Source organism: Rhodococcus sp. 06-462-5, from assembly GCF_002258315.1.
Taxonomy (GTDB): Bacteria; Actinomycetota; Actinomycetes; order Mycobacteriales; family Mycobacteriaceae; genus Rhodococcoides.
In genome coordinates this window covers 196,737-220,186 of the sequence record NZ_NOYD01000001.1, presented here as the reverse complement: position 1 = coordinate 220,186, position 23,450 = coordinate 196,737, and the positions used below count along the sequence as shown (strand labels likewise).

Sequence of the window (23,450 nt, the reverse complement as noted above, 5' to 3'; positions counted from 1 at the left end):
GACTGTAGGCGAGTCGTGAGGGCGACACAAATTAGGCTGCTCACATGAGCAGGGCGAGGGACTCGCAACGCGCGGCCGTCTACGACGCCGAGCAACTGGTTCGCACCATGTTCGATCGTGCCGAGGAGCGGGGCCTCCGCATGGTGGAGGTGATGGGTTCGCAGATCACGCTGCCGATCGAGCGCAAGTTCGCCTCCATCGACTCGGTGCAGGCGTACGTCGATGCGGTGCTCGGGCTGGATTGGGTCGCAGCCACGTGGCCCGACGCCGGTCGCGTCATCACCGTCCGGGCCCGTTCGGGTTCGGCTGCGGCGCATTACGAATCGGACACCGCCACCATTGCCGTGCCCCTGCATCGGGGCAACAGGGCGTGGGCGCTGCGGGAGTTGGTGGTGTTGCACGAGCTCGCGCACCATTTCGCCGACGAGGACGAGCAGCAGCACGGCGGCGCATTCGTGGACCGCTACATCACCCTCGTCGGCGAGATCGTCGGCTCCGAGGCCGGGTTCGTGCTCCGCGCGATGATGGCCGAGAGCGGCGTCCGCATCGGCTGATCGAATTCGGGTGCATCATGGGAGACGCAGCCCACACGACGAGGAGACGTACATGACCGTCAAGATCGGTGTTCAGCTTCAGCCCCAGCACGCTCCCGACTACCAGTTGATCCGCGACGCGGTGTTGCGCTCGGAGGATGCGGGTGTCGACATCGTCTTCAACTGGGACCACTTCTATCCGCTGTACGGCGACCTCGACGGCGCGCATTTCGAGTGCTGGACGATGCTCGGTGCCTGGGCCGAGCAGACGTCGAACGTCGAGATCGGCGCACTCGTCACCGGCGGCGGTTACCGCAATCCGGACCTGTTGGCCGACATGGCACGCACCGTCGACCACATCAGCGGCGGCCGGCTGATCCTCGGCATCGGTGCTGGGTGGAACGAGAAGGACTACGACAACTTCGGGTACGAATTCGGCACGGCCGGTTCGCGTCTGGCCTTGCTGAAAGAGAGCCTGGCCAGAATCCGACACCGCCTCGACGTCGGAAACCCGGCTCCCACCCGCGACATCCCGATTCTCATCGGCGGCGGCGGAGAGAAGAAGACACTGAAGATGGTCGCCGAGTATGCGCACATCTGGCACAGCTTCGCCGATCTCGAGGCGCTGAAGCGCAAGTCCGAGATTCTCGCCGAGCACGGCACCACCGTCGGACGCGACGTCTCGGGAATCACCCGGTCGGTCTCGTGGCCGGGCGCGGACACCGCCCAGGACTTCGTCGACGCCGGAGCCACCCTGTTCACCGTGGGTACCGGAGGCCCCGAGTACGACCTCACGGAACTGGGCGAAGCCATCGCGTGGCGGGACGCGCACCGGTAGTCACACGTCACGGCAGTTCGTTGAGCGAAACCCTTGCGCGTCGGCCGTTTGGGTGAGTGGGCCCTGGTCCGCTTAGGGTTTTGTCCATGGTTGCCGTACGCGCTTCACGCGCGCTCGTGGTTCTCGTTCTCGGACTGTTGATGGCCCTCACGCTCGCCGCGTGTGGAACCTCGAACTCCGATGATCAGGCGGCGGCAGGTCCGACCGACCTGTGCGCCCCTCCCGGAGTCGACAGTGCGTCGTCCACGCCGACGAACTTCGACGCTGCCGCAGCGGCCGCGACGGAGGACAGGTACACGACGGACAACGTCACCCCGCTGGACCGCATCGACACGAACGCCCTGGGATTGGCGACGCCGGGAGTGTTGACCGTCGGCACCCTCTCCGACGCCCCGCCGAGCATCTGCCTCGACTCGGCCGGCCAGTACACCGGCTACGACAACGAACTGCTGAAGGCCGTCGCGGACAAGCTCGGGCTGCAGATCAACTTCTCGGGCACCGAGTTCTCGGGCCTGCTCGCCCAGGTTGCGGGCCGCCGCTTCGACGTCGGGTCGTCCTCGATCACGACGACGGACGAGCGACGCAACACCGTCGGATTCACCAACGGATACGACTTCGGCTACTTCTCCCTCGTCGCTCAAACCGGCGGTCCGATCAGCCGCTTCGAAGACCTGAACGCGAGCACCAGGATCGGCGTGGTGCAGGGCACCGTGCAGGACGACTACGTGGTGAACACGCTCGGCCTCGATCCGGTGAAGTTCCCGGACTACAACACCGCCTACGCGAACCTGCGGACCGGTCAGATCGACGCCTGGGTGGCTCCGTCGCAGCAGGCCGAGGGCTTGGTCAAGCCCGAGGACGGCACCGCGATCACACAGAACACGTTCTCGCTGAACAACTTCGTCGGCTGGGCTGTCGCCCGCGACAATCAACCGCTGATCGACGCGTTGAACTCCGGTCTCGACGCGGTGATCGCCGACGGCACGTGGGCAAACCTGTACTCCGACTGGGTTCCTCGCGAGTTGCCCGACGGCTTCAAGCCTGGCAGCAAGGCCGCCCCCCAGCCGGAGCTACCCGACTTCGCTGCCATCGCAGCACAGAACGACGCGAATGCTCCCGAAGCCGTTTCCGTTCAGCCCAAATCCACGCTGGCGCAGCTGGGGGATACGTTCTTCGATTGGTCGCTGTACAAGTCGGCCATCCCCGACCTGTTCAAGGTGGGTCTGCCGAACACGCTGATTCTCGCGTTGGCGTCGGGCATCATCGGAACGGTCCTCGGCATGTTGCTGGCTCTGGCGGGCCTGTCTCGCACACGCTGGCTGCGCTGGCCTGCCCGCGTCTACACCGACATCTTCCGCGGACTGCCCGCCGTGGTCATCATTCTGATCATCGGACTCGGTATCGGGCCGGTGGTGCAAGGGGTGACCGGCGGCAATCCGTACTGGCTCGGCGCTGCGGCGCTGTCGCTGCTCGCCGCGGCGTACATCGGTGAGATCTTTCGGTCCGGCATCCAGAGCGTGGAGGCAGGGCAGATGGAAGCCGCACGGGCATTGGGCTTCAGCCGTCGTCGCTCGATGAACCTCGTCGTCGTTCCTCAGGGTGTCCGACGCGTGTTGCCGGCGCTGATGAACCAGTTCATCTCGCTGATCAAGGACTCGTCGCTGATCTACTTCCTCGGACTGCTCGCCACCCAGCGTGAGCTCTTCGCCGTCGGCCGAGATCTCAACGCACAGACCGGAAACCTGTCGCCACTCGTCGCGGCCGGATTGTTCTACCTGGTGTTGACCGTGCCGCTCACCCATCTCGTGAACTACATCGACAAGCGACTGCGCACCGGGAAGGCCGAGCAGACGCTCGACCCGGTGGAGCAGGCCGTCGTCGTGGAAAGAGGCTGACATGACTTCTGTTTCGCTCGTAGGCAAGGACATTCACCTGTCGTTCGGTACCAACAAGGTGCTGCGCGGGGTGAGCATCGACGTCCCGGCCGGCACGACGACGACGGTCATCGGCCCATCCGGGTCGGGCAAATCCACGCTGCTGCGGGCCCTGAATCGACTGCACGAGCCCGAGCAGGGCGACATCCTGCTCGACGGCAAATCGGTACTGAAGGACAACCCGGACGTGTTGCGTCAACGCATCGGCATGGTGTTCCAGCAGTTCAATCTGTTCCCGCACAAGACCGTTGCCGACAACATCGCGCTCGGCCCACGAAAGCTGCTCGGCCTGTCCAAGGAGACCGCTCGTGCGGCAGCGATGGATCAGCTCGAACTGGTGGGACTGACCGACAAGGCGGATTCTCGCCCGGGCAATCTCTCCGGCGGCCAGCAGCAGCGCGTCGCCATCGCCCGCGCTCTCGCGATGAAGCCCGAGGTGATGTTCTTCGACGAGGCCACCTCGGCGCTGGACCCCGAGTTGGTCAAGGGCGTCCTGGCGCTGATGGCGGATCTGGCCAAGGGCGGTATGACCATGGTCGTGGTGACCCACGAGATGGGCTTCGCGCGATCGGTGTCGAACAGAGTGCTGTTCATGGACCACGGCAGCGCCGTCGAAACCGGAACGCCGGAGCAGTTGTTCGACGATCCGCACACCGATCGACTGAAAACGTTTCTGTCGCAGGTGCTGTAGCACGTTAGGGCAGCCTCGTTCTCCCCAACTTCACCTGAACGTTCCTTTACTTTCGCTTTTGGGTGACAGCGTGCCCACTCATGAAGCCACTACCCTTGTTCGCCGTTCACGACGGAAGCTCCAAGCGCTCATCCCTGACGTGCAAGTACAAGTGCGGTGATGCGTGCTTCCACGAGATTCCCAACACGTCGAAGGGTGAGTACTTCGGCGACATCGTCAAGACCGCGATGTCGCGACGTGGCGTGATCAAGGGCGGAGCGATGGCAGTGCTCGCGGTGGGCGCGGGCAGTGCTCTGGCAGCGTGCTCCACCGACGAGCCGGCCGCCACGGGAAGCTCCACCACCTCGGGTGCCGATGCCTCGCCGGTCGACGGTGTGGATTTCGTTGCGGTGGAACCGAACACCGAGGATGCCGTGGTGGTGCCCGAGGGCTACGAGCAGGAAATCGTCATTCGCTGGGGTGACGCGGTCGTGGCAGGCGCGCCGGCATTCGACTTCGACAATCAGACTGCCGCCGCGCAGGAGAAGCAGTTCGGTTTCAACAACGACTTCGCCGGCCTGCTGCCCGTCGAGGGCACGCCGAACGCGCACCTACTGGTGGTCAACCACGAGTACAGCACCGAGCCGGCGATGTTCAAGGGTTACGACGCCGAGAACCCCACCCGCGAGCAATTCGACGTCGCCATTGCCGCACACGGACTTTCGGTGGTGCAGGTGCAGGGCGAGTCGGGCACCGGCAAACTGACCCCGGCCATGGGCCAGTACAACCGTCGCATCACCGGTAGCACCGAGTTCGTCGTCACCGGCCCCGCTGCGGGCAGCAACTTCCTCAAGACGAGCGTCGACCCCACCGGCACCAAGGTGCTCGGCACGTTCAACAACTGCTCGGGCGGCCTGACGCCGTGGGGAACCGTGCTCTCCGGCGAGGAGAACTTCAACCAGTACTTCGGCAACGCCGAGTCCGTCACCGATCCCGTTGTGGCCGAGCGGCTCTCACGCTACGGAGTCGAGGGTGCCGCGAGCGATCGCAAGTGGGAACGCTTCGACAAGCGCTTCGACCTGGCGCAGGAACCCAACGAGGTCAACCGCTTCGGATACATCGTCGAGGTGAACCCGTGGGATCCGCAGTCGTCTCCGATCAAGCACACCGCTCTCGGCCGATTCAAGCACGAGGCCGCGACGATCCACGTCACCGACGACGGCACCGTGGTGGCCTACAGCGGCGACGACGAGCGCTTCGACTACATGTACAAGTTCGTCTCCAGTCGAAAGATGATGCCCGGCACCGGCGCGGCTGCGATGCGCAACAACCTGACCTTGCTGGACGCGGGAACGCTCTACGTCGCCACTCTCACCGGCGACTCCCCGGACGAGATCGACGGCTCGGGCACCTTGCCGTCCACGGGTGAATTCCGCGGCACCGGAACGTGGATCCCGTTGCTCGAGACCGGAGAGGACGGACGTGGACGGTCCCTCGTCGACGGTATGTCGGCGGAGGAGGTCGCGGTGTTCACCCGTCAGGCAGGCGACAAGGTGGGCGCCACCAAGATGGACCGTCCGGAGGACTTCGAGCCCAACCCGGTGACCGGCAAGGTCTACGTGGCGCTGACGAACAACTCCAACCGAGGCACCGAGGGCAACGCGGCCGCCGACGAGGCCAACCCTCGCAACACCAACAAGAACGGCCAGGTGCTCGAGCTCGACGACGACCATGCGGGCACGTCGTTCACCTGGAACCTGCTGCTGGTGTGCGGTGACCCGAACGAGGCCGACACGTACTTCGGCGGCTTCGACAAGAGCCAGGTCAGCCCCATCTCGTGCCCCGACAACCTCGCGTTCGACTCGAAGGGCAACCTGTGGGTCTCCACCGACGGCAACGCCCTCGACTCCAACGACGGCCTGTTCGCCGTGGTGCTCGACGGCCCACGTCGTGGTGAGACCCGTCAGTTCCTGACGGTTCCCGCCGGCGGCGAGACCTGTGGTCCCATCGTCTCCGACGAGCGGGTCGTGGTGTGCGTGCAGCACCCGGGCGAAAGCGACGACGCCACCGCCGACGCACCGATCTCGCACTGGCCCGACGGCGGAGACACCCAGCCGCGGCCCTCCGTCGTCGCAGTGTGGAAGTCGGCGTAATAGTTCAGGATCGGCAGTGAACCGAAGGCGCCCGTAGTCGAGACGATCGACTGCGGGCGTTTTCGCGCTACCGGTGTGGTGGCAAGACGTACAGGTGAACGGTCGTCACCACCGAGCGAGTGTCCGCAGCGATTCCGGCGTGCCCGCGTAGTGATTGATGTCGGTACGCCCGTCGATTCCGGGAATGGTGCCGCGGTCGGTGAACTGCCAGAACAGCCAGTTCGTCCAGCCGCCGGGCAGCGGGCCCAGCTCTTCGTCGTAATCGGCGATCCACAGCGGGTAGTCGTTGAACTCGTGGGTATCGGCCATCGCCGTCCGCCAGAAGTTCGGATAGGTGTAGATGATCGGCTGACGGCCGGTCAGCGTCTGGACGGTATCGAGGTACCGGTGCGTCCAGTCGATCACCTCGGCAGGCGACCTCCCCTTGGCATCTTCGAGGTCGAGCACCGGCGGCAGATCACCCGGACCGTTGATGCCCAGCACCAGTGCCGAGTAGTACGCGCCCTGCAACTCGGGTGAGAGCGTCACATCGGCGTAGTGGTACGCGCCGCGCGCCACGTTCGCCGTGCGCATGACGATGGAGTCCTCGACGAAGTACGGGTTGACGTAATCCAGACCCTCGGTGGCCTTGACCATCGCGAATCCGTGACCTGCAGCCTTCACCGCATGCCAATCGATCGCGGTGCCGTCGATGTGTTGCCACGACGAGACGTCCGGGCCCTGCGGAACGGCCGACGCGACCCCGGGCGCAGCACAGGCGATGACACCGGCCGAGAACAATCCGAACAGGGCACGCGACGTGCGGGAGAAGACCACCCGGGTGAGATTAGGGGCCCGGACCTGGGCACTCAATGGTGAACAGTCACTAATGCGTTCTGTCCACAGACGTGATTGAGTCTTCGGTAATGAGACGTGGGTAACACTCACGACGCCGACTGCGACATACCCAGAGTCGGCACCAACAAACCCAATGAAAACACGAACTACATCTCTTGGCTCGGAGGCGCACCCATGACTGTCGTGAACGATCTATCGCATCTGGCTCTCACGGAACTCGACCCGTCCGACTATGCGGTGCCGACCATCGCGCCGATCCGAACCGCCGGACACCTCGACCCAGTGTTCTGCATCCACCCCCTGGTCGGTCTGGTGGACTGCTACGCAGGCCTGGCACCTCACGTCGACGACGAGCGCCCGATCTACGGCGTCCAGGTGCCCGCGTCCGGTGAGCGTGCCGAGTCCCTCGCAGCATTGGCGTCGCAGTACGCCGACGACATCGTTCGCATTCAGACCGACGGCACCGTCCACCTCCTGGGCATGTCGTTCGGTGGAGTTCTCGCCCACGCCATCGCCGTCGAACTGCAGAACCGGGGCGTCACCGTCGGAGCACTGACGCTGCTCGACAGCGACCCGGTCCGGGCCCGCGCCGAGGGCGCAGATCTGCTCGGAGCCATGGGCGACGAGATCGATCGCAGCCACGTCGAGGAACTGCTCGCCGTCGCGTCGCACAACGACGAACTCGTCCAGCGCCACCTGCCCGGCATCTACTTCGGCAACGTCCTCGCCGTCTCGTCCCTGGGTACCGACTCCGGCTCCGCGTGGCATCCCTTCGTCTGCGGCACCGTCGCCAAGTACCTCGTGCCCGACGCCACCTCGTTCGACGTCGTCGGCCCTCTTGTCGACAGCTACCTCGGCTGATCCTTCTCGCTACCCCAGCCAGTCCAGCACGGCCGCGGCCGTCCAGGATTGCTGCATGCTGCCGAGCGGCTTGCCGGTGAACGGCTCGTAGTACTCGGCGAAGCTGCCGTCGCTGGCCTGGCGCAGGCCTTCGTCGCGCAACGACAGTGACCGCTCCGACCAACCACGACGCGCGAACGCCCACGAGAACAGCCACGTCATCACCGGCCATACCGGTCCGCGCCAGTACTCACGGGCACGGAAGTCCTTCGACACGGGGGACGTGGACGGCGGGACCGCATATCGCAGATCCGGATGCCCGCAGAACCGGGTGCCCTCGAAGATGCGAATCAGGTTGCGCTCCTGCTCGCGGGGCAGTCCGCCGCACAGCAACGGTGCGAACATCGCGATGGTCTCGGTGCCGATCCACTGGCCCGTCCGTAGATCGAAGTCGCGGGCGCCACCGGAGCGTGCGTCCGTCGTCGCGATGACTCCCTTGCGGAACTTCTCCGCCCACGAACGCAGCTCCCGAACATCGGAGTGGGGACGCGAATGGTCCTCGCCGATGGTCGCGAGCACATCGCATGCCACCGCGAAGATGGCGCTGACGAAGACATCCTCGACGGCGAAGCTCATCTTCGTCTTCAATGCATCGTCGTCGTACCCGACCTGCTTCATCTCCTCCACCAGCCAGATGTAGCGGTCGTACTCGAGATTGCTCGGCCGCTGGGAGGCGTCGGAGATCACCGCCTTGTCCTCTCGGAAGTACGGATCCATCTCTCCGGGAACCACATTGGCGTAGGCCGAATCCCAACGAGGCGAATTGTCCATCCCCGACTCCCAGCCGTGGAAGACCGCGATCCGTCCGTTGTCGTCGACATCGCGGGCCTGAGCGAGCCAGCGATGCCACCGCACCAGATCACCCCAGCGGCGGTCGAGGAATTCCTCGGCGACGGCACGCGTCGTACGTCCGTGGCGCTTGGAATGATCGAGGATGCGTTGCACCGCGATCGCGTGCACCGGCGGTTGGGTGATCCCCGAGGTCTGCGGGCTCATCGGTGCGTGCGACGCGAGCGTGCCGGTCGCCCACCGCGCAGGACCGGGGAAGTAGCCGTCGACGCCGTTGGCGAAGACGATGTGCGGGATCATCCCGTTCTTCCACTGCGCGGAGAGCAAGGTGTCCATCTCCACCACGGCCCGCTCCACGCTCAGCGGAGCCAGCCCGACCGAGACGAACGCCGCATCCCAGCTCCACATGTGCGGATACAGTCGCGGGGCCGCGCTGGTCATGGTGCCCAGGTCGTTGCCCCTGAGCAGATATGCCGCGCGCGCCGCCAACTGCGTGGAAGTGAAACCTCGATCGCCCATGCAGACAGTTTGCGTCCGCGCGCGAGATTCCGCTCGTTTGAAATCGAGGACCGAACATGACCTCGATTGTTCCTAGTGTGGGTTTCACCAGCCCACCCAGGAGGAAACAATGACCAACGAAAACACCGACATCACCAAGATGCTCGACGAACAGCGCGCGAACTTCCTCATCACCGTCCGCGGAATCGACGACGAGCAGGCGCGCGCCCGCACGACCGTCAGCGAACTGACTCTCGGCGGACTGCTGCATCACGTGATCAGCAACGAGCGGCACTGGATGAAGGTGATCGCAGACCTGGACGAGACGGCCCAGTTCGACATGGAGTCCGCCGGCGGCGAGTACGTCATGGCGGACGACGAAACCGTCGCAGGGCTGATCGCCGAATGGGAAGAGGTGGCGCGCTCGACCAGCGATGCCCTGGCGACGTTGGATCTGAATCTGTCCGTCCCGGTCCCGACCGCACCCTGGGCACCCGAACGCATCTGGCAGAGCGCACGATTCACGGTGCTGCACATCCTGCGCGAGATCTCCCAGCACGCGGGACATGCCGACATCATTCGCGAGGAACTCGACGGAGCGAACACCACCCAGACCTGGGCATCCGAGGCGGGGATGAGCTTCTAGTTAGTCTGGCTGCATGACTCGTACTGCGTTGGTGACCGGGGCAAGCCGTGGGCTCGGAGCCCATATCGCCCGATTGCTCGCCCCGGATCACCACGTCCTGCTCGGCGGACGATCGGCCGAGTCTCTCGAGTCCATCTCGTCGGAACTGGCAGAAGCCACCCCGTGGCCGGTGGAACTGACCGATCCCGACGCGGTGGCGGCGGCCGCGTCGGGCATCGATTCTCTGGACGTGTTGGTGCACAACGCCGGAGTCGCGGCGCTGGGGACCGTCGAGGAGTCGACGGCGGAGGACTGGCGGCGACAGTACGAGGTGAACGTCATCGCCGTCGTCGAGCTGACTCGGCTGCTCCTTCCGGCGCTACGAAAGGCCAACGGCCATGTGGTGCTGATCAATTCGGGTGCCGGCATTCGCGCGAACCCCGGTTGGGGCGGCTACGCGGCGAGCAAGTTCGCGCTACGGGCCTTCGGGGATGCACTGCGACTGGAGGAGCCGACCCTTCGCGTGACCTCGATTCATCCCGGACGGATCGATACCGAGATGCAGCGCGAGATCGTCGCACATGAGGGTGGGGAATACGACGGCTCGAAGTTCCTGCAGCCCAGCACCGTTGCCCGTGCAGTACGCAACGCCATCGATACGCCCGCCGACGCTCATCCGACAGAGTTGGTGCTGCGCACCAGGTGAGCGGCAGTGCCCTCGGTCGTTGCGCAGGCTCCACTCCGGGCTCGTAGCAGGGGTCGAATTTCCGCTCACAACGCTCAGAGGTCGTCGAGCGTCACGATGCCGTCCTGCAGTGCCCGGGCGACCAATGCCGCCTTCGTGGGAGCAGCTCTACCCACGCGGGAGTATTTGTCGCGGATTCGCGTCAGATGCGTGTTGACGGTTCCCAGCGCGATGTGAAGACGGGCCCCGACGTCGACTTTGGAGTCGCAGTCCAGCCAAGCCTTCAGGACGGTGACCTCACGCTCGGTCAATCCTGGGGATGCGTACACCGGCACAGCCTGCGGCGGTGGGCTCTGCACCCGCGCTGCAGGGTGCGCGGAACGCGTCACCGGCTGTCTGGTGCCGAGCGGTGCCAGCACTCGCGGCTGTACGGGGGGTCGATGACCGATCAACACCATGTGTGCCTCCTCGCGATATCGGCCGACAATACGATCCCTCGGCTGGATGTGAATCTGACCACGGCCTGCGAATCCCCTGCAACACAAACCAATTCGAGTACGTTATCGATTAGAGGGTTCGAACTAACTCCCGATGTAGTTGGTTGTAAACCATGCGCGCAACACATCGGATTGCTATGGTTCGAGGTCCATTCCGGTGCTGTGCAGTCTGTAGAGGCGGTAGTCGTTGAACACCAAGCCGACCCCGCGCGAGCAGTTCCTTCGGACCGGCTATCGGCTGCTGGACGAACTCGACACCACCGATCTGGCGCGATCGCTCTCCATCGCGGCCGTCGTCGACGGTGCCGGTCTGTCCCATCAGACCTTTCACAACGCCTACCCCGGCAACTCACGCAGCGGTGGCTCCGGGGGCAAAGAGGCGTTCGTCGCGGATCTGCTGGACAACCTCACCGTCAACTACTCCGGAACCGTCGCGCCCACCGACCCTCCGACGGGATGGCGCGACGCGGCTGCGCCGGTGTCGGCCCTGTTCGACGACCTGACGTCGGGATTGATGCGGCGCCGACTCATCGCCGTCCTGTTCGCAGCCGACCACGACGGAGCCCGCAAGGCAGTCACCCCGGAATTCGAACGCCTCGATGCAGATTTCCGCACCGTGGTGGGTCAGGCGATCCAGGCCCAGGGTGGGTCCGTGCGTCGGCCGTTGTCGTTGACGTCCCTGTCCACTGCACTGGGCGCACTCCTCGACGGCTACGCGCTCCGTGAGATGCTCACGCCCGGTTCGGTTTCCACGGGCGAGGTATCCGACGGCGTCACCTCGATCCTGCGGTGGGCCATCGACCCGGTGCATTCCGATCGGAATGCACCGGAACCCGACCCCGTCGACGCGCTCGAGGGTGCCGCTTCCCTTCGCCCGGATCTCGAGGCCGACGTCATCGCGGCTACGGAAGCACTCTTCCTCGACAACGGATACTTCCTGGTCACGCTCGCCGACATCGCCGCAGCGGCGAAGATCCGGGTCGAGGATCTTCGCCGCCTGTTTCCCAGCAAGGTCGACATCATCGTCGCCGCACTGAAACCCGAGTTCGATCGCGTCCTACGGTTGCGCCGCGCCGACGAACGCCTCGGCATCGAGCCCGCCGTCGCACTGCAGCGGACCCTGATCTCGCTGGGGGACTTCGTGATCGACAACCGGGCGATGAGCTCGGGGATGCTCCTCGCCCTGAGCTTCGAGCAGTTCCAGCAGCCGAGCACGATCACGACCGTGATCGAGAACCTCTACCTCCCCGCTGCCGTCGTCCCCATCCTCGAACGCGGACGCGAAACCGGTGTGTTCAGCGACGAGGCACCCGCACCCGAGGTGGCGATCATGCTGACCAACAACGTTCTCTTCCGATGCCTGACGCGTCCCACCGAAACCGCGTCGGACGTCGTCACCGGTGTGCTGCGAGTACTGATGCCGGGCGTCTCGACCAGGACGCCCTGACATCACCCGGCCCGAGGGTGCGTCGCAGGTCTGGAACTCGGCCTGCGAAAGTCCTACGGTTGTGTCATGGCACTGTCGAAGGCAGAACGCGAAGAATTTCTGGCCGAGTCTCACGTCGCCGCGCTGTCCGTCTCCGCGGGCCCGGATCGCGGTCCGTTGACCGTCCCCATCTGGTACGACTACACACCTGGTGGCCAGGCCTGGGTTCTCACCGGAAAGACGTCCAGGAAAGCCGAATCGATCAGGGCTGCAAGGCGTTTCACGCTCATGATCGAGCAGACGAATCCGACCATCAGATACGTGTCGGTCGAGGGACCGGTTGCGCGCGAAGAGCCGAGCACGCCGGAGCTACTACGCGCCATGGCTGCGCGCTACCTACCGCCGGAGAAGGTCGACGGCTATCTCGAAATGGCCGACAGCGAGCACGAAGAGAACGTGGTGTTCTACCTTCAGCCGGAACATTGGCTTTCGGCCGATCTGGGCGCGATCTGAAAGACCACGCGGGTTCGTACTACGGAGTCGGTGCCAGGCTGTTTCCGGGCGGGATGGTCGCACAGTTGCTGGGCGTCGGCCCACCGGCAAATCGCTCTGCCAGGAACTGCAGACTCTGCGCCTCGAACACCGGGAAGGCTTCGCTGTGCGTCAAGCCGTCGTACTGCGCGTACTGCACGTCGACGCCTCGGCCGCAGTACCCGTACGCAAGCCCCTGCACGTCGGCGGTGATCATGACGGTGTCGCCGATCGGATCGGCGTGCCCGACAGCGAGAAACATCGGCGTCCGCGGAGTGCCCTGACTGCCCATGATGTTGTCGTCGATCGCCGCCACCACCTCGGGTACGTCCAGCAGGGAGTTGTACGGGGCCTTGACCATCGAGGCGTCGGTGAGTGTCGGGTAGTCGTCGGCGAACTGGGCAATGCACTCCTGATCGACCTGATCGATCACCTCGAGGCCGTAGTCGGAGATGAAACTGTTCAGGTCGAGGCCGTATGCACGTTCGTAAGCGACGATCAGTGCCGGGATGACACCCGCCCACTGCTTGTTACCGCTGACGTACGGCAGGTTGTGAGCCAGGTCGACCGGTAGCCCGCCGGCCGCCACCCCGACGAGATTCAGCTCGGGTGCGTACGCAGGGGCAATCTCGGCACCCCACTGCGTCGGCACGGATCCCCCGGAGTACCCGACCATGCCGACGGGCGTGCCCGACGGAAGCTGTAAGAAGGACTGAGCCGCACGAATACCGTCCAGAGCTGCGTAGCCCGACTGCCGCCCGATCGTCCACTCGAGCTCCTCACCCTCGTAATCCGGTACGACGACGGTGTAGCCCGCTGCGAGGTAGCCCGCGATGACCGCCTGTTCCGCGCCGGCAATGGGGCTCGTGGACCCGCCACTGAGGGTGTACGAGGGATTGCACTGGGAGCCGAGGGCGTCGTAGGCCATGTGGTACGAGACGATCCGCGTCGGCCCGGGCACCAGGGGCCGCAGCACTGTGGCGACGGTGACGACCCCGTCGCCCTGCTGGTCGGTAGTTCTGTAGAGAACCTGGCTACCCGTGATCGGCGTCGGCTGGGTGGGGGTACGGAACGTCATGGGCCTCGACCGCAACACCGTTCCCGGGGAGACGTCCAGGCCGCCGTCCCAATCGTAGAACGGATCGTCGGCCGGAACCGGTGAGCCGGGTCCCGGATCTGCTTGTGCAACAGGAACACTCACGAGCGACGCGGACCCGAGAAGTAGAACGACCGAGGCGATCAGCCTCAACGCAAACCCACTACCAGCCAGTGACATGCACCAAATTAAACCCCCGCGAGCTCGAAGTCATGGACGGAAATCGCCAGATTTTCGTCCACAACTTCGAGTTCGGCGGGGGCGGGGCTACTTCAGGACGATGTTCACCATTCGACCCGGGATCACGATGACCTTGGTCGGGGCCTTGCCGTCGAGCAGGGCCACGATTTTCTCGTCGGCCAGCGCAGTCTTCTCGACGTCGTCCTTCGTCGCATCGGCGGGCACGGTGATGCGGCTGCGGACCTTGCCGTTGACCTGGATGGGGTAGTCGACGGTATCGGCGACGAGCCACTTCTTCTCCACGCGCGGGAAAGGCCCATGCGCCAACGACTTCTCGTGCCCGAGCTTGCTCCACAGTTCCTCGGACAGGTGCGGTGCCAGCGGAGCGAGCATCAGGATCAGCGGCTCGACGACCCCACGCGGGGCGCCGTCCGGGTACGCCTTGGTGATGTGGTTGGTCAGCTCGATCAGCTTGGCGCCGGCCGTATTGTCGCGCAGCGCAGCGTAATCCGCGTGCACACCGTCGATAACGCGGTTGAGTACCCGCAACGTGTCCTCGGTGGGCTTGGCGTCGGTGACGCGGACCTCGCCGGTCACCTCGTCGAGCACCAAGCGCCACACCCGCTGCAGGAACCGCTGAGCGCCGACGACGTCCTTCGTCGCCCACGGCCGCGAGGTGTCCAGCGGGCCCATCGACATCTCGTAGAAGCGCAGGGTGTCGGCACCGTACTCGGCGAAGATCTCGTCGGGAGAGACCGAGTTCTTCAGCGACTTACCCATTTTCCCGTATTCACGGTTGACGGGCTGGTCCTGATGGAAGTAACCGCCGTCGCGCTCGATCACCTCGGCCGCGGGCACGTAGACGCCGCGCGCATCGGTGTAGGCGTAGGCCTGGATATAGCCCTGGTTGTAGAGGCGACGGTACGGCTCGCTCGAGCTGACGTGCCCCAGATCGAACAACACCTTGTGCCAGAAGCGCGAGTACAGCAGATGCAGTACCGCATGCTCGACGCCACCGACGTAGAGATCGACTCCGCCGGGATCGTTGGGTCCGTGGATCTCCGGACGCGGTCCGACCCAGTACTTCTCGTTCTCCGGGTCGGCGAAGGCCTCGGAGTTGGTGGGGTCGATGTAGCGCAGCTGATACCAGGAACTACCGGCCCACTGCGGCATGACGTTGGTGTCGCGGGTGTAGGTCTGCAACCCGTCGCCCAGATCGAGTTCGACCTCGACCCACTCGGCGGCCTTGGCCAACGGCGGAGACGGCTCGGAACCGGCGTCGTCGGGATCGAAGGAGACCGGTGCGTAGTTCTCGACCTCCGGAAGTTCCACCGGCAGAGCAGAATCCGGCAGGCCGTGCGGGTTGCCCTCGGAGTCCCAGACGATCGGGAAGGGCTCACCCCAGTAGCGTTGGCGAGCGAACAGCCAGTCGCGCAGCTTGTACTGAATGGTGCCGCGGCCGGTGCCGTCGGCTTCCAGTCGCGTGATGACGGCAGCCTTGGCCTCGTCCACGGGCAGGCCGTCGAGGAAGTCGGAGTTCACCAGCTCACCGTCGCCGACGTATGCCGCCTCGGTGACGTCTCCGCCCGAGATGACCTCGCGCACAGGCAGACCGAACGCAGTGGCGAATTCCCAGTCGCGCGCGTCGTGTCCGGGGACGGCCATGATCGCGCCGGTGCCGTAGCCCGTCAGCACGTAGTCGGCGATGAACACCGGCACCTGCTCACCGTTGACCGGGTTCTTCACGTAGGCACCGATGAAGACGCCGGTCTTCTCCTTGTTCTCCTGCCGCTCCAGATCCGACTTGGCGGCGATCGACGCACGGTATGCCGCAACGGCTTCCGCAGGGGTGGCGGCTCCGCCGGTCCACTTGTCGGAGACGTCCGATGGCCACTCGGGAGCAACCAACCCGTCGACCAGTTCATGCTCGGGGGCGAGCACCACGTAGGTGGCACCGAACAGCGTGTCGGGACGGGTGGTGAACACCTCGATGTTCGAGAACGAGACCTGCGCACCGCGGGAGCGCCCGATCCAGTTGCGCTGCATGGTCTTGACCTTCTCGGGCCAATCCAGGTACTCGAGGTCGTCGACCAGGCGGTCGGAGTATGCGGTGATTCGCATCATCCACTGCCGCAGGTTCTTTCGGAACACCGGGAAGTTTCCGCGATCGCTGCGTCCGTCGGCGGTGACCTCCTCGTTGGCCAACACCGTGCCCAGGCCGGGGCACCAGTTGACCATCGAGTTGGACTCGTACACCAGACGGAAGCCGTCGATCACCTCGCGGCGTTCACCGACGGTCAACGATTCCCAGGAACGGCCGTCGTCGAGAGTCCGCTCGCCCGAGGCGAAGGCCGCCTCCAGCTCGGAGATCGGACGCGCCTTGTTCTGGTCCACGTCGAACCACGAGTTGAAGATCTGCAGGAAGATCCACTGCGTCCAGTGGTAGAAGTCGACGTCCGTCGTCGCCAGGGACCGTCGGCGATCGTGCCCCAGACCGAGGCGACGCAATTGGCGTCGCATGTTGGTGATGTTGTCCTCGGTGGTGCTGCGCGGGTGCGTGCCCGTCTGCACGGCGTACTGCTCGGCCGGCAGACCGAACGCGTCGTAGCCCAGCGCGTGCAGCACGTTGCGACCCTGCATGCGGTGGTACCGCGCGAAGACGTCGGTGGCGATGTAGCCGAGGGGGTGACCGACGTGCAGTCCGCTCCCCGAGGGGTACGGGAACATGTCCTGGACGAACAGCTTGTCCTTCGGGACGTCTCCGGCGAGCGTTCCGACCGGATTGGGCGCGTCGAACGTGCCCTGCGTCTCCCACAGGTCCTGCCACTGCTCCTCGAGGCGCCCGGCGAGTTCGGCTGTGTAGCGGTACTCGGGAGCGGACTCGGTGGGTGCTTCAACGGAATCGGTCACACCGACCAGCCTAAAGTGTGACGCGGCCCGCCTGGTACCAGGACCTCGCTGCGCCGTATCCTGGCCAGGTGGTCATCGTCTCGGTTGTGTTGTTCGTGCTCGCCCTCGTCGTCGGCGCTGTCGCTGCCCTGTCACTGCTGGGCCGGCTGCCACGTAACCGTTTCGCCGGCGTCCGCACCGCCGAGGCCATGCGTGACGACGAGACGTTCACCCTCGCCAACCGCGTCGCCGGTCCCACCACCGCCGCATCGGCCCTGGTACTGGCCATCGGCGCAGTGGCCGCTCTCGCATTGAGCGGCATCGCCGCCGTCGTCGGCGTCGTCGTAGCCCTCGTGGCCGCGCTGTTCATCGCCGCAGCCGGCGGATCCATCGGGGCCCGCGCAGCAGCGGCCGTTCCGCCACCCGCCGAGGCGGACGGATGCGGAAGCTCGTGCATCTCGTGCAGCCTCAAGGACGCCTGCCAGCCGAGCTGAGCAGATGAAATCGAGAGCTGCCCGCACATTCGATCCCGCCGGGGTCGTTTTCGGTGTCCTCGGACCTCTGATCGTCGCTGCTCTCGTTCTCGTCCTCGCGTATCTGTGGCAAGACCGTCTGCCGGAGCAGGTCGCCACGCACTTCAGCGGCACCGAACCGGACGACTTCTCCAACCCCCTCTCCAATGCCTGGACCCTCGCGGTCGTGATCGTGCTGGTGGGAGGCGGGTGCAGCGCCGTCGCATCATTGGCCCGGGTGCTGTTGATCATGCGTCGCACGATGCTGATCATCGGGCTGACCGTCGTCGGGACGATCGGTGTTCTGCAGATCGCCACCCTCGTTCGCGAACTGGACATGGCGACCGCGCAGAGCGTCACCATCCCCGGTTGGGCCATGGCGGTGGGAACCGTCGTCGGCTTCGCGACCGGGCTGTTCGGCGCGTCGAGGCTGCGCGATCACCGCGAACGCGTTCTCGCCACGTTGCCGCCGCACTCCGATCTGCCGCGGTGCAATCCGGAACTACCCCTGGTGGTCCACGTCGGTGCCAGTCGCATCGCCGGCATCACCGTCGCGGCAGTGTCCCTGGCCGGGGCCGCGCTGACGTGCTACCTGTCCAGCTCACTGTGGCCCATCTTCCTGTTCGCCCCACTGACGATTCTGATCCTGTCGCTGCTGCGCTTCACCGTCCATATCGACAGCGACGGCCTCTTCGTCTCGAGCCTCGGCATGGCGGCCTTCGACTACGACATCGACGAGATCACCGGCGCATCGGTTCGGGCGGTCGATCCCTCGAAGGAATTCGGCGGATGGGGGCTGCGGGCCAAGGGACGCGGCAACTACGCCGTCGCCACCGACGCCGGACCGGCAGCCTTCGTCACGTTCGCCAACGGAGACCGGCTCACCATCGGTTCGGCAGACGCGAAGACGATCGCAGGCACGCTCAACACCTTGACCGCCCGCACCCGCAGCGCCACGGTGGATTAAGTTAGCCGAGTGAAGTTGTTGCGGGATACCGTGCTGGATCCCTTCCTGTTGGGCATCTTCGCGGTCGCCGCGCTGGCAAGTCTTTTCCCGGCCACCGGCACAGCGGAGGACGTCCTGGGCTGGATCACGCGCATCGCCATTGCGCTGCTGTTCCTGATCTACGGCGCTCGGCTCTCGCCGCGCGACGCCTGGGACGGCGTCAAGCACTGGCGACTGCACTCGGTGATCCTGGCGTGCACGTACCTGCTGTTCCCCGCGCTCGGGCTTGCGCTGCGGATTCTCGTCCCCGGGGTGATCAGTGACGACCTCTACACCGGAATCCTGTTCCTCTGCCTGGTCCCCTCGACCGTGCAGTCCTCGATAGCCTTCACCTCCATTGCCCGCGGCAACGTCGCCGGAGCTGTCGTGAGTGCATCGTTCTCCAACATCATCGGCGTGTTCGTCACACCACTGCTCGTGATCGCCCTGATGACCACCACCGGTTCGGTGACCATCGATCCCGGCTCGATCCTCGACATCGTGGTCCAGCTGTTGCTTCCGTTCGCCGTCGGTCAGCTGATCCGGCCCTGGGTTACGGGGTGGCTCACCCGGCACAGCGCGCCGACCAAACTCGTCGACCGGGGTTCGATCCTGCTGGTCGTCTTCGCCGCCTTCAGCGAATCGATGAACCAGAACGTGTGGTCGTCGGTCGCGGCGTGGCGCATCGGCGTCGTCGTCGCAGTGAGCGCCGCCCTGCTCGCCCTCGTGCTGACGATCACCTGGTACGGAGGCAAGTGGCTGGGCTTCGCCTTCGAAGATCGGGTGGTGCTGCTGTTCTGCGGCTCCAAGAAGAGCCTGGCCAGCGGGCTACCCATGGCGGCAGTGCTGTTCGTCGGCCAACCCGTCGGACTGATCGTGCTGCCGCTGTTGATCTTCCACCAGATTCAGCTGATGGTGTGCACCGTGATCGCTCAGCATTTCGCTCGACGACCGGAATCGGAACAGAGCCCGGTGGGCAGCGTCGCGGACTAGATTGGGTGTCATTCGAGCCGATCACGGGAGAAGACGTTGACCAGGAAACTGCACACCGACGGCGTCGTCTCTGCCGCCTACACCGGCCGCCTTGCCACCAATCCTGTACCCGCACTGCGACTTCCCGAGGATCAGCTCGATCCCGAGGCGGCCTACCGATACATCCACGACGAACTGATGCTCGACGGCAGCTCACGCCTGAATCTGGCGACGTTCGTCACCACGTGGATGGATCCACAGGCCGAGAAGCTCATGGCGGAGACGTTCGACAAGAACATGATCGACAAGGACGAGTATCCGTCCACCGCCGCCATCGAGGAACGCTGCGTCAACATCGTCGCCGACCTGTTCCACGCTCCCGGACTCGACCGGGAGGACCCATCGTCGGCCACGGGCGTGTCGACCATCGGATCCAGTGAAGCCGTCATGCTGGCCGGATTGGCACTGAAGTGGCGCTGGCGAGCCAAGGGCACCGGAACGGGCACGCCGAACCTGGTGCTGGGCAGCAACGTTCAGGTGGTGTGGGAGAAATTCTGCCGCTACTTCGACGTGGAGCCCAAGTACCTGCCCGTCGAACGTGGACGCTACGTCATCACCCCGGAACAGGTTCGGGATGCAGTGGACGAGAACACCATCGGCGTCGTCGCCATCCTCGGCACCACGTTCACCGGAGAACTCGAACCGGTGCAGGAGATCTGCACCGCACTGGACGAGATCGCCAGCGGCGGTGGGCCAGACGTACCGGTGCACGTCGACGCGGCCAGTGGCGGATTCGTCGTACCGTTCCTGTATCCGGAACTCCAATGGGATTTCCGGTTGCCTCGCGTCAAGTCCATCAACGCCAGCGGCCACAAGTACGGACTGACCTACCCAGGAATCGGATTCGCCGTCTGGCGAACCAAGGAAGACCTGCCCGAGGACCTCGTGTTCCGCGTCAACTACCTCGGTGGCGACATGCCCACCTTCACGTTGAACTTCTCCAGGCCGGGCAATCAGGTGATCGGGCAGTACTACAACTTCTTACGCCTCGGCCGATCCGGCTACACCGACATCATGAAAGCACTGCGCGACACGGCCGTTCGGGTCAGCCGCCACCTCGACAAACACCCCGACATCGAAGTGATCACCGACGGATCGGCCATCCCGGTGCTGTCGTTCATGCTGAAAGCGGACTGCGGATTCACGGTCTTCGACGTCTCCCACGAACTACGCGCCCGCGGCTGGCAGGTGCCGGCATACACGATGCCCGACAACGCAACCGACGTCGCAGTACTCAGAGTCGTCGTCCGAGAGGGTTTCAGCGCGGACCTCGGCCGCATGCTGTGCATCGCCATCGACGAAGTGATCGCCGGACTCAAATCGGGCGGGCACTCGAGCGCGAGGGCCTTCTCGCACTGAGTGTCTGCGGCAGTGGTGCGGTTGAGTGCCCTGGGCGGCACCTAACCGCACCACTGCCGTAGGCACTAATTACGGTCGACGTCGATCGGATGGGATGCCAGCAGCGCCAACGGCATCGGCTGTCGACGCAACACGTGCGCCCACAGGTCGATGCGCGGCGGCCCGATCACGTCGGATGGCAAGGCAGACAACACCATCCAGTCTTCCCGGTCGAGTTCGCCCTCGAGTTGGCCGAACGTCCAGCCCGAGTAGCCGGCGAAGATGCGGACGCCCTCGACGAGTGGGGCGATATCGGCAGGATCGGAATCGAGATCGACCATCACCACTCGGCCGTCGACGCGTCGTAGACCGGGAACGCCGTCGAGCGACACGCCGGTCCGCAGCGTCGCCAGGCACAGAGCCGAATCGCGCTTGACCGGGCCACCGACGTACAACGCCTGCGGCTTGGCGGCCAGCTCGGACCAGTTCGGCAGCACGTTCTGCACCGCGGTCTCGCTGGGACGGTTGATCACCACACCGAGACTGCCGGCGTCGTTGTGTTCGATGACGTAGATGACGGTGCGCCGAAACGTGGGTTCGACGAGTTCGATGGACGACACCAACAGACTGCCGGGACGAACATCGCGCAAGGCCGACGCCGTCTGGTCCTCGGGTTCCTCCGCATGCGCTGCCACGCTAGCCATTGTGGCACCGCGCACCGCCGGATGTGGCGCAAGCGATGCGGCCAGTCCTCCTACTCGAGCCCCGCGATCTTCGTCAACAATCCCAACTGGTACTCGAACAAGTCGTCCCTGCTGGCGAACGTCGTAGCACCGTACTGATCGAACACATCGAAGCTGATCGCTCCGAACAGCGACGCCCACACCATGACTCCCAGTGCGATCAGCCCGTCGGGCAGATCCATCTCCATCTGTGCCCGGATGTCCTCGAAGCTTCCGTGCAGCGACGCCAGCTCGGGCGGATCGGTTTCGACGTCCGGTCGACGGGTCTGCCACGCCGAGTGCAGGACGGCCACCAAAGTGGTGATCACGCGCGTGCCCGGCCCGGTCGTTTGCTCCGCGGGCGCGTGATAGCCGGGCACCGGGCTGCCGAACAGCAACGCGTAGCGCGCCGGCTCCCGCAATCCCCACTGTCGAACCGTCCGGCCGAGCGCGAGGAACTTCTCCCTGGGACTGTCCACCGCGTCCACCGCCACGTCGACAGCGTCCCCGAGCTCGGTGTATCCGTCGACGACGAGCAGGGTCAGCAGCTCGTCGCGGCTGGCGACGTACCGGTAGACGGCGGAGGACACGACGCCGAGGTCGCGCGCGACTGCCCGCAGCGACAGGGCCGCCGCGCCGTCGGCGGCCAGGTGTTCGCGTCCGATCCGCGTGATGTCGGCCAAGGTCTGCGCACGGGCTCGGGTGCGGGGGGTGCTCGCCATGGCTCTCACAGTAACTGCCGCTCTTTTTGGAGAGCACTGCTCTTGCTTTATCGCCGCCACGGGTGCACACTCGGTACATCAGAGAGCACCGCTCTCGTTTCCACCGAATTGGAGCAGTCATGACCGAACTACACGTCGTCATCGGAGCCGGACCCGTCGGCTGGACCGTGGCCGAACAGCTTGCTGCACAGGGCCACTCGGTGCGCGTCCTCACCCGGTCGGGTAGCGGACCGGATCATCCGATGATCGAACGCCGCGCCGTCGACATCGAATCCGACGATCTTCGACCCCACCTGAGCGGTGCCACCGCGATCTACCACTGCACCCACGTCGCCTACGAGAACGAGGTGTGGCGGAGCAAGCTCGTCGCCATGGAGAACCGCGTGCTCGACGCGGCCGCGGGCACCGTTGTCGCGTTCCCCGAAAGTCTGTACGCCTACGGCCGGGTCGACGGTCCGATCCGCGAGGACTCGCCCCGAGACGCGACGTTCCGGAAATTGGGAGTACGTACCGAGCTCCTCGCTGCGCGTGATGCGCACGCGACCCCCACCGTCAGCGTCGCTGCCTCGGATTTCTACGGACCGCGCGTGCTGACCTCCCACATGGGGGAGCGGGTGATTGCGCCCATCCTGGCCGGCAAGCCGATCCGCGTCGTCGCCTCCGCCGATCTGCCCCACTCGTTCACCTACGTCCCGGATCTGGCAGCCGCGATGATCACGGCCGCGGCGTCGCCATCGCTGTGGAACACCGTCCTGCATGCACCAACCGCTCCTGCCGTCTCGCAGCGGGCGATGATCGAGATGTTCTCGGCTGCAGCTGGACTCACCACACCGAAGGTCGGCGTCATTCCGACCTGGGTGATGCGCGCACTGACCCTGGTGTCCGGCCCGATGAAGGAACTCGGCGACACGCTGTATCAGTTCCGCTACCCCTACGTCCTCGACTCGAGCCGCAGCGAGGCGATCCTCGGACAGCAGTCCACCTCACTCCTCGACGGTGCGGCCGCCACGATGGGGTGGTGGGCGGCGACTCCCGCCGTCTCCGTATGACGGGCGGGG

22 protein-coding genes are annotated in these 23,450 nt (G+C 65.2%); 15 read left to right on the top strand and 7 right to left on the bottom strand.

All coding sequences use genetic code 11. The annotated features are described in order from the left end of the window. Positions 1–44 precede the first annotated feature (44 nt). From CH251_RS01045 to CH251_RS01025, 5 genes are all read left to right on the top strand, one after another. Positions 45–554 (top strand): TIGR04338 family metallohydrolase, encoded by a 510-nt coding sequence (locus CH251_RS01045; protein ID WP_094611422.1) that lies wholly within the window; start codon positions 45–47, stop codon positions 552–554. Between the two features lie 52 nt (positions 555–606). Then, positions 607–1,371, top strand: a complete 765-nt coding sequence (locus tag CH251_RS01040; RefSeq protein ID WP_032397341.1) for an LLM class F420-dependent oxidoreductase — start codon at positions 607–609, stop codon at positions 1,369–1,371. 86 nt (positions 1,372–1,457) lie between these two features. Next, positions 1,458–3,266, top strand: a complete 1,809-nt coding sequence (locus tag CH251_RS01035) for an ABC transporter substrate-binding protein/permease (protein ID WP_094611421.1) — start codon at positions 1,458–1,460, stop codon at positions 3,264–3,266. 1 nt (position 3,267) lies between these two features. After that, on the top strand, positions 3,268–3,996 hold the full coding sequence (locus CH251_RS01030; RefSeq protein WP_094611420.1) for an amino acid ABC transporter ATP-binding protein: 729 nt from the start codon (positions 3,268–3,270) through the stop codon (positions 3,994–3,996). An 80-nt stretch (positions 3,997–4,076) separates the two neighbouring features. Continuing rightward, on the top strand, positions 4,077–6,128 hold the full coding sequence (locus CH251_RS01025) for a PhoX family phosphatase (protein ID WP_094611419.1): 2,052 nt from the start codon (positions 4,077–4,079) through the stop codon (positions 6,126–6,128). A 105-nt stretch (positions 6,129–6,233) separates the two neighbouring features. On the opposite strand, the gene CH251_RS01020 is transcribed toward CH251_RS01025, so the two are convergent. Continuing rightward, positions 6,234–6,944: a glycoside hydrolase family 25 protein gene (locus tag CH251_RS01020; RefSeq protein ID WP_094611418.1), complete on the bottom strand. Its 711-nt coding sequence runs from the start codon at positions 6,942–6,944 to the stop codon at positions 6,234–6,236. Positions 6,945–7,139: 195 nt separating this feature from the next. On the opposite strand from CH251_RS01020, the gene CH251_RS01015 reads away from it, so the two are divergent. After that, positions 7,140–7,826, top strand: a complete 687-nt coding sequence (locus CH251_RS01015) for a thioesterase domain-containing protein (RefSeq protein ID WP_094611646.1) — start codon at positions 7,140–7,142, stop codon at positions 7,824–7,826. 9 nt (positions 7,827–7,835) lie between these two features. Here CH251_RS01015 and CH251_RS01010 read toward each other — a convergent pair whose 3' ends face one another. Further along, the gene (locus CH251_RS01010; RefSeq protein ID WP_032396956.1) at positions 7,836–9,173 is read right to left on the bottom strand and encodes an amylo-alpha-1,6-glucosidase; all 1,338 of its coding nucleotides are present in this window, start codon (positions 9,171–9,173) and stop codon (positions 7,836–7,838) included. Between the two features lie 109 nt (positions 9,174–9,282). Between CH251_RS01010 and CH251_RS01005 the strand changes: the two genes are divergently transcribed. Together CH251_RS01005 and CH251_RS01000 are read left to right on the top strand one after the other, a co-directional pair. Next, positions 9,283–9,798: a DinB family protein gene (locus tag CH251_RS01005; RefSeq protein WP_094611417.1), complete on the top strand. Its 516-nt coding sequence runs from the start codon at positions 9,283–9,285 to the stop codon at positions 9,796–9,798. Between the two features lie 13 nt (positions 9,799–9,811). Next, positions 9,812–10,483 carry an SDR family oxidoreductase gene (locus CH251_RS01000; protein WP_094611416.1) on the top strand — a complete coding sequence of 224 codons (672 nt, stop codon included), beginning with the start codon at positions 9,812–9,814 and terminating at the stop codon, positions 10,481–10,483. 74 nt (positions 10,484–10,557) lie between these two features. Here the strand turns inward: CH251_RS01000 and CH251_RS28205 are convergent, their stop codons facing one another. Further along, entirely contained in the window at positions 10,558–10,920 is a 363-nt protein-coding gene (locus CH251_RS28205) for a LuxR C-terminal-related transcriptional regulator (protein ID WP_094611415.1), read from the bottom strand. 226 nt (positions 10,921–11,146) lie between these two features. Here CH251_RS28205 and CH251_RS00990 point away from each other — a divergent pair, with 226 nt between their 5' ends. Both CH251_RS00990 and CH251_RS00985 read left to right on the top strand, forming a co-directional pair. Next, entirely contained in the window at positions 11,147–12,406 is a 1,260-nt protein-coding gene (locus CH251_RS00990) for a TetR/AcrR family transcriptional regulator (RefSeq protein ID WP_094611414.1), read from the top strand. A 66-nt stretch (positions 12,407–12,472) separates the two neighbouring features. Then, positions 12,473–12,898, top strand: a complete 426-nt coding sequence (locus CH251_RS00985) for a pyridoxamine 5'-phosphate oxidase family protein (protein WP_094611413.1) — start codon at positions 12,473–12,475, stop codon at positions 12,896–12,898. 19 nt (positions 12,899–12,917) lie between these two features. Here the strand turns inward: CH251_RS00985 and CH251_RS00980 are convergent, their stop codons facing one another. Together CH251_RS00980 and leuS are read right to left on the bottom strand one after the other, a co-directional pair. Then, positions 12,918–14,192: a lipase family protein gene (locus CH251_RS00980; protein ID WP_094611412.1), complete on the bottom strand. Its 1,275-nt coding sequence runs from the start codon at positions 14,190–14,192 to the stop codon at positions 12,918–12,920. 87 nt (positions 14,193–14,279) lie between these two features. Then, on the bottom strand, positions 14,280–17,102 hold the full coding sequence (gene leuS, locus CH251_RS00975) for a leucine--tRNA ligase (protein ID WP_094611411.1): 2,823 nt from the start codon (positions 17,100–17,102) through the stop codon (positions 14,280–14,282). A 68-nt stretch (positions 17,103–17,170) separates the two neighbouring features. On the opposite strand from leuS, the gene CH251_RS00970 reads away from it, so the two are divergent. From CH251_RS00970 to CH251_RS00955, 4 genes are read left to right on the top strand one after another with little or no spacing between them, the layout of a single operon-like run. After that, complete coding sequence (locus CH251_RS00970) at positions 17,171–17,575, top strand: SdpI family protein (RefSeq protein ID WP_094611645.1); 405 nt, start codon at positions 17,171–17,173, stop codon at positions 17,573–17,575. Between the two features lie 4 nt (positions 17,576–17,579). Beyond that, on the top strand, positions 17,580–18,560 hold the full coding sequence (locus CH251_RS00965) for a DUF1648 domain-containing protein (protein ID WP_094611410.1): 981 nt from the start codon (positions 17,580–17,582) through the stop codon (positions 18,558–18,560). A gap of 9 nt (positions 18,561–18,569) precedes the next feature. After that, entirely contained in the window at positions 18,570–19,571 is a 1,002-nt protein-coding gene (locus CH251_RS00960; RefSeq protein ID WP_094611409.1) for a bile acid:sodium symporter family protein, read from the top strand. Between the two features lie 36 nt (positions 19,572–19,607). Next, positions 19,608–20,969, top strand: a complete 1,362-nt coding sequence (locus CH251_RS00955; protein WP_094611408.1) for a glutamate decarboxylase — start codon at positions 19,608–19,610, stop codon at positions 20,967–20,969. A 65-nt stretch (positions 20,970–21,034) separates the two neighbouring features. Here the strand turns inward: CH251_RS00955 and CH251_RS00950 are convergent, their stop codons facing one another. Next, positions 21,035–21,652, bottom strand: coding sequence for a YqgE/AlgH family protein (locus CH251_RS00950; RefSeq protein ID WP_179273670.1), 618 nt, complete (start codon positions 21,650–21,652; stop codon positions 21,035–21,037). Between the two features lie 50 nt (positions 21,653–21,702). Continuing rightward, positions 21,703–22,392 (bottom strand): TetR/AcrR family transcriptional regulator, encoded by a 690-nt coding sequence (locus CH251_RS00945; RefSeq protein WP_094611406.1) that lies wholly within the window; start codon positions 22,390–22,392, stop codon positions 21,703–21,705. Between the two features lie 119 nt (positions 22,393–22,511). Between CH251_RS00945 and CH251_RS00940 the strand changes: the two genes are divergently transcribed. Beyond that, positions 22,512–23,441 carry an NAD-dependent epimerase/dehydratase family protein gene (locus CH251_RS00940; RefSeq protein ID WP_094611405.1) on the top strand — a complete coding sequence of 310 codons (930 nt, stop codon included), beginning with the start codon at positions 22,512–22,514 and terminating at the stop codon, positions 23,439–23,441. The last annotated feature ends 9 nt before the right edge of the window (positions 23,442–23,450 follow it).

Coding starts and splice junctions, on each gene's coding strand:
- CH251_RS00940 (WP_094611405.1), top strand. CDS start 22,512: ATGACCGAACTACACGTCGTCATCGGAGCCGGACCCGTCGGCTGGACC.
- CH251_RS00950 (WP_179273670.1), bottom strand. CDS start 21,652: ATGGCTAGCGTGGCAGCGCATGCGGAGGAACCCGAGGACCAGACGGCG.
- CH251_RS01010 (WP_032396956.1), bottom strand. CDS start 9,173: ATGGGCGATCGAGGTTTCACTTCCACGCAGTTGGCGGCGCGCGCGGCA.
- CH251_RS01005 (WP_094611417.1), top strand. CDS start 9,283: ATGACCAACGAAAACACCGACATCACCAAGATGCTCGACGAACAGCGC.
- CH251_RS00965 (WP_094611410.1), top strand. CDS start 17,580: ATGAAATCGAGAGCTGCCCGCACATTCGATCCCGCCGGGGTCGTTTTC.
- CH251_RS01035 (WP_094611421.1), top strand. CDS start 1,458: ATGGTTGCCGTACGCGCTTCACGCGCGCTCGTGGTTCTCGTTCTCGGA.
- CH251_RS01030 (WP_094611420.1), top strand. CDS start 3,268: ATGACTTCTGTTTCGCTCGTAGGCAAGGACATTCACCTGTCGTTCGGT.
- CH251_RS28205 (WP_094611415.1), bottom strand. CDS start 10,920: ATGGTGTTGATCGGTCATCGACCCCCCGTACAGCCGCGAGTGCTGGCA.
- CH251_RS00980 (WP_094611412.1), bottom strand. CDS start 14,192: ATGTCACTGGCTGGTAGTGGGTTTGCGTTGAGGCTGATCGCCTCGGTC.
- CH251_RS01015 (WP_094611646.1), top strand. CDS start 7,140: ATGACTGTCGTGAACGATCTATCGCATCTGGCTCTCACGGAACTCGAC.
- CH251_RS01045 (WP_094611422.1), top strand. CDS start 45: ATGAGCAGGGCGAGGGACTCGCAACGCGCGGCCGTCTACGACGCCGAG.
- CH251_RS01025 (WP_094611419.1), top strand. CDS start 4,077: ATGAAGCCACTACCCTTGTTCGCCGTTCACGACGGAAGCTCCAAGCGC.
- CH251_RS00945 (WP_094611406.1), bottom strand. CDS start 22,392: ATGGCGAGCACCCCCCGCACCCGAGCCCGTGCGCAGACCTTGGCCGAC.
- CH251_RS01040 (WP_032397341.1), top strand. CDS start 607: ATGACCGTCAAGATCGGTGTTCAGCTTCAGCCCCAGCACGCTCCCGAC.
- CH251_RS01000 (WP_094611416.1), top strand. CDS start 9,812: ATGACTCGTACTGCGTTGGTGACCGGGGCAAGCCGTGGGCTCGGAGCC.
- CH251_RS00985 (WP_094611413.1), top strand. CDS start 12,473: ATGGCACTGTCGAAGGCAGAACGCGAAGAATTTCTGGCCGAGTCTCAC.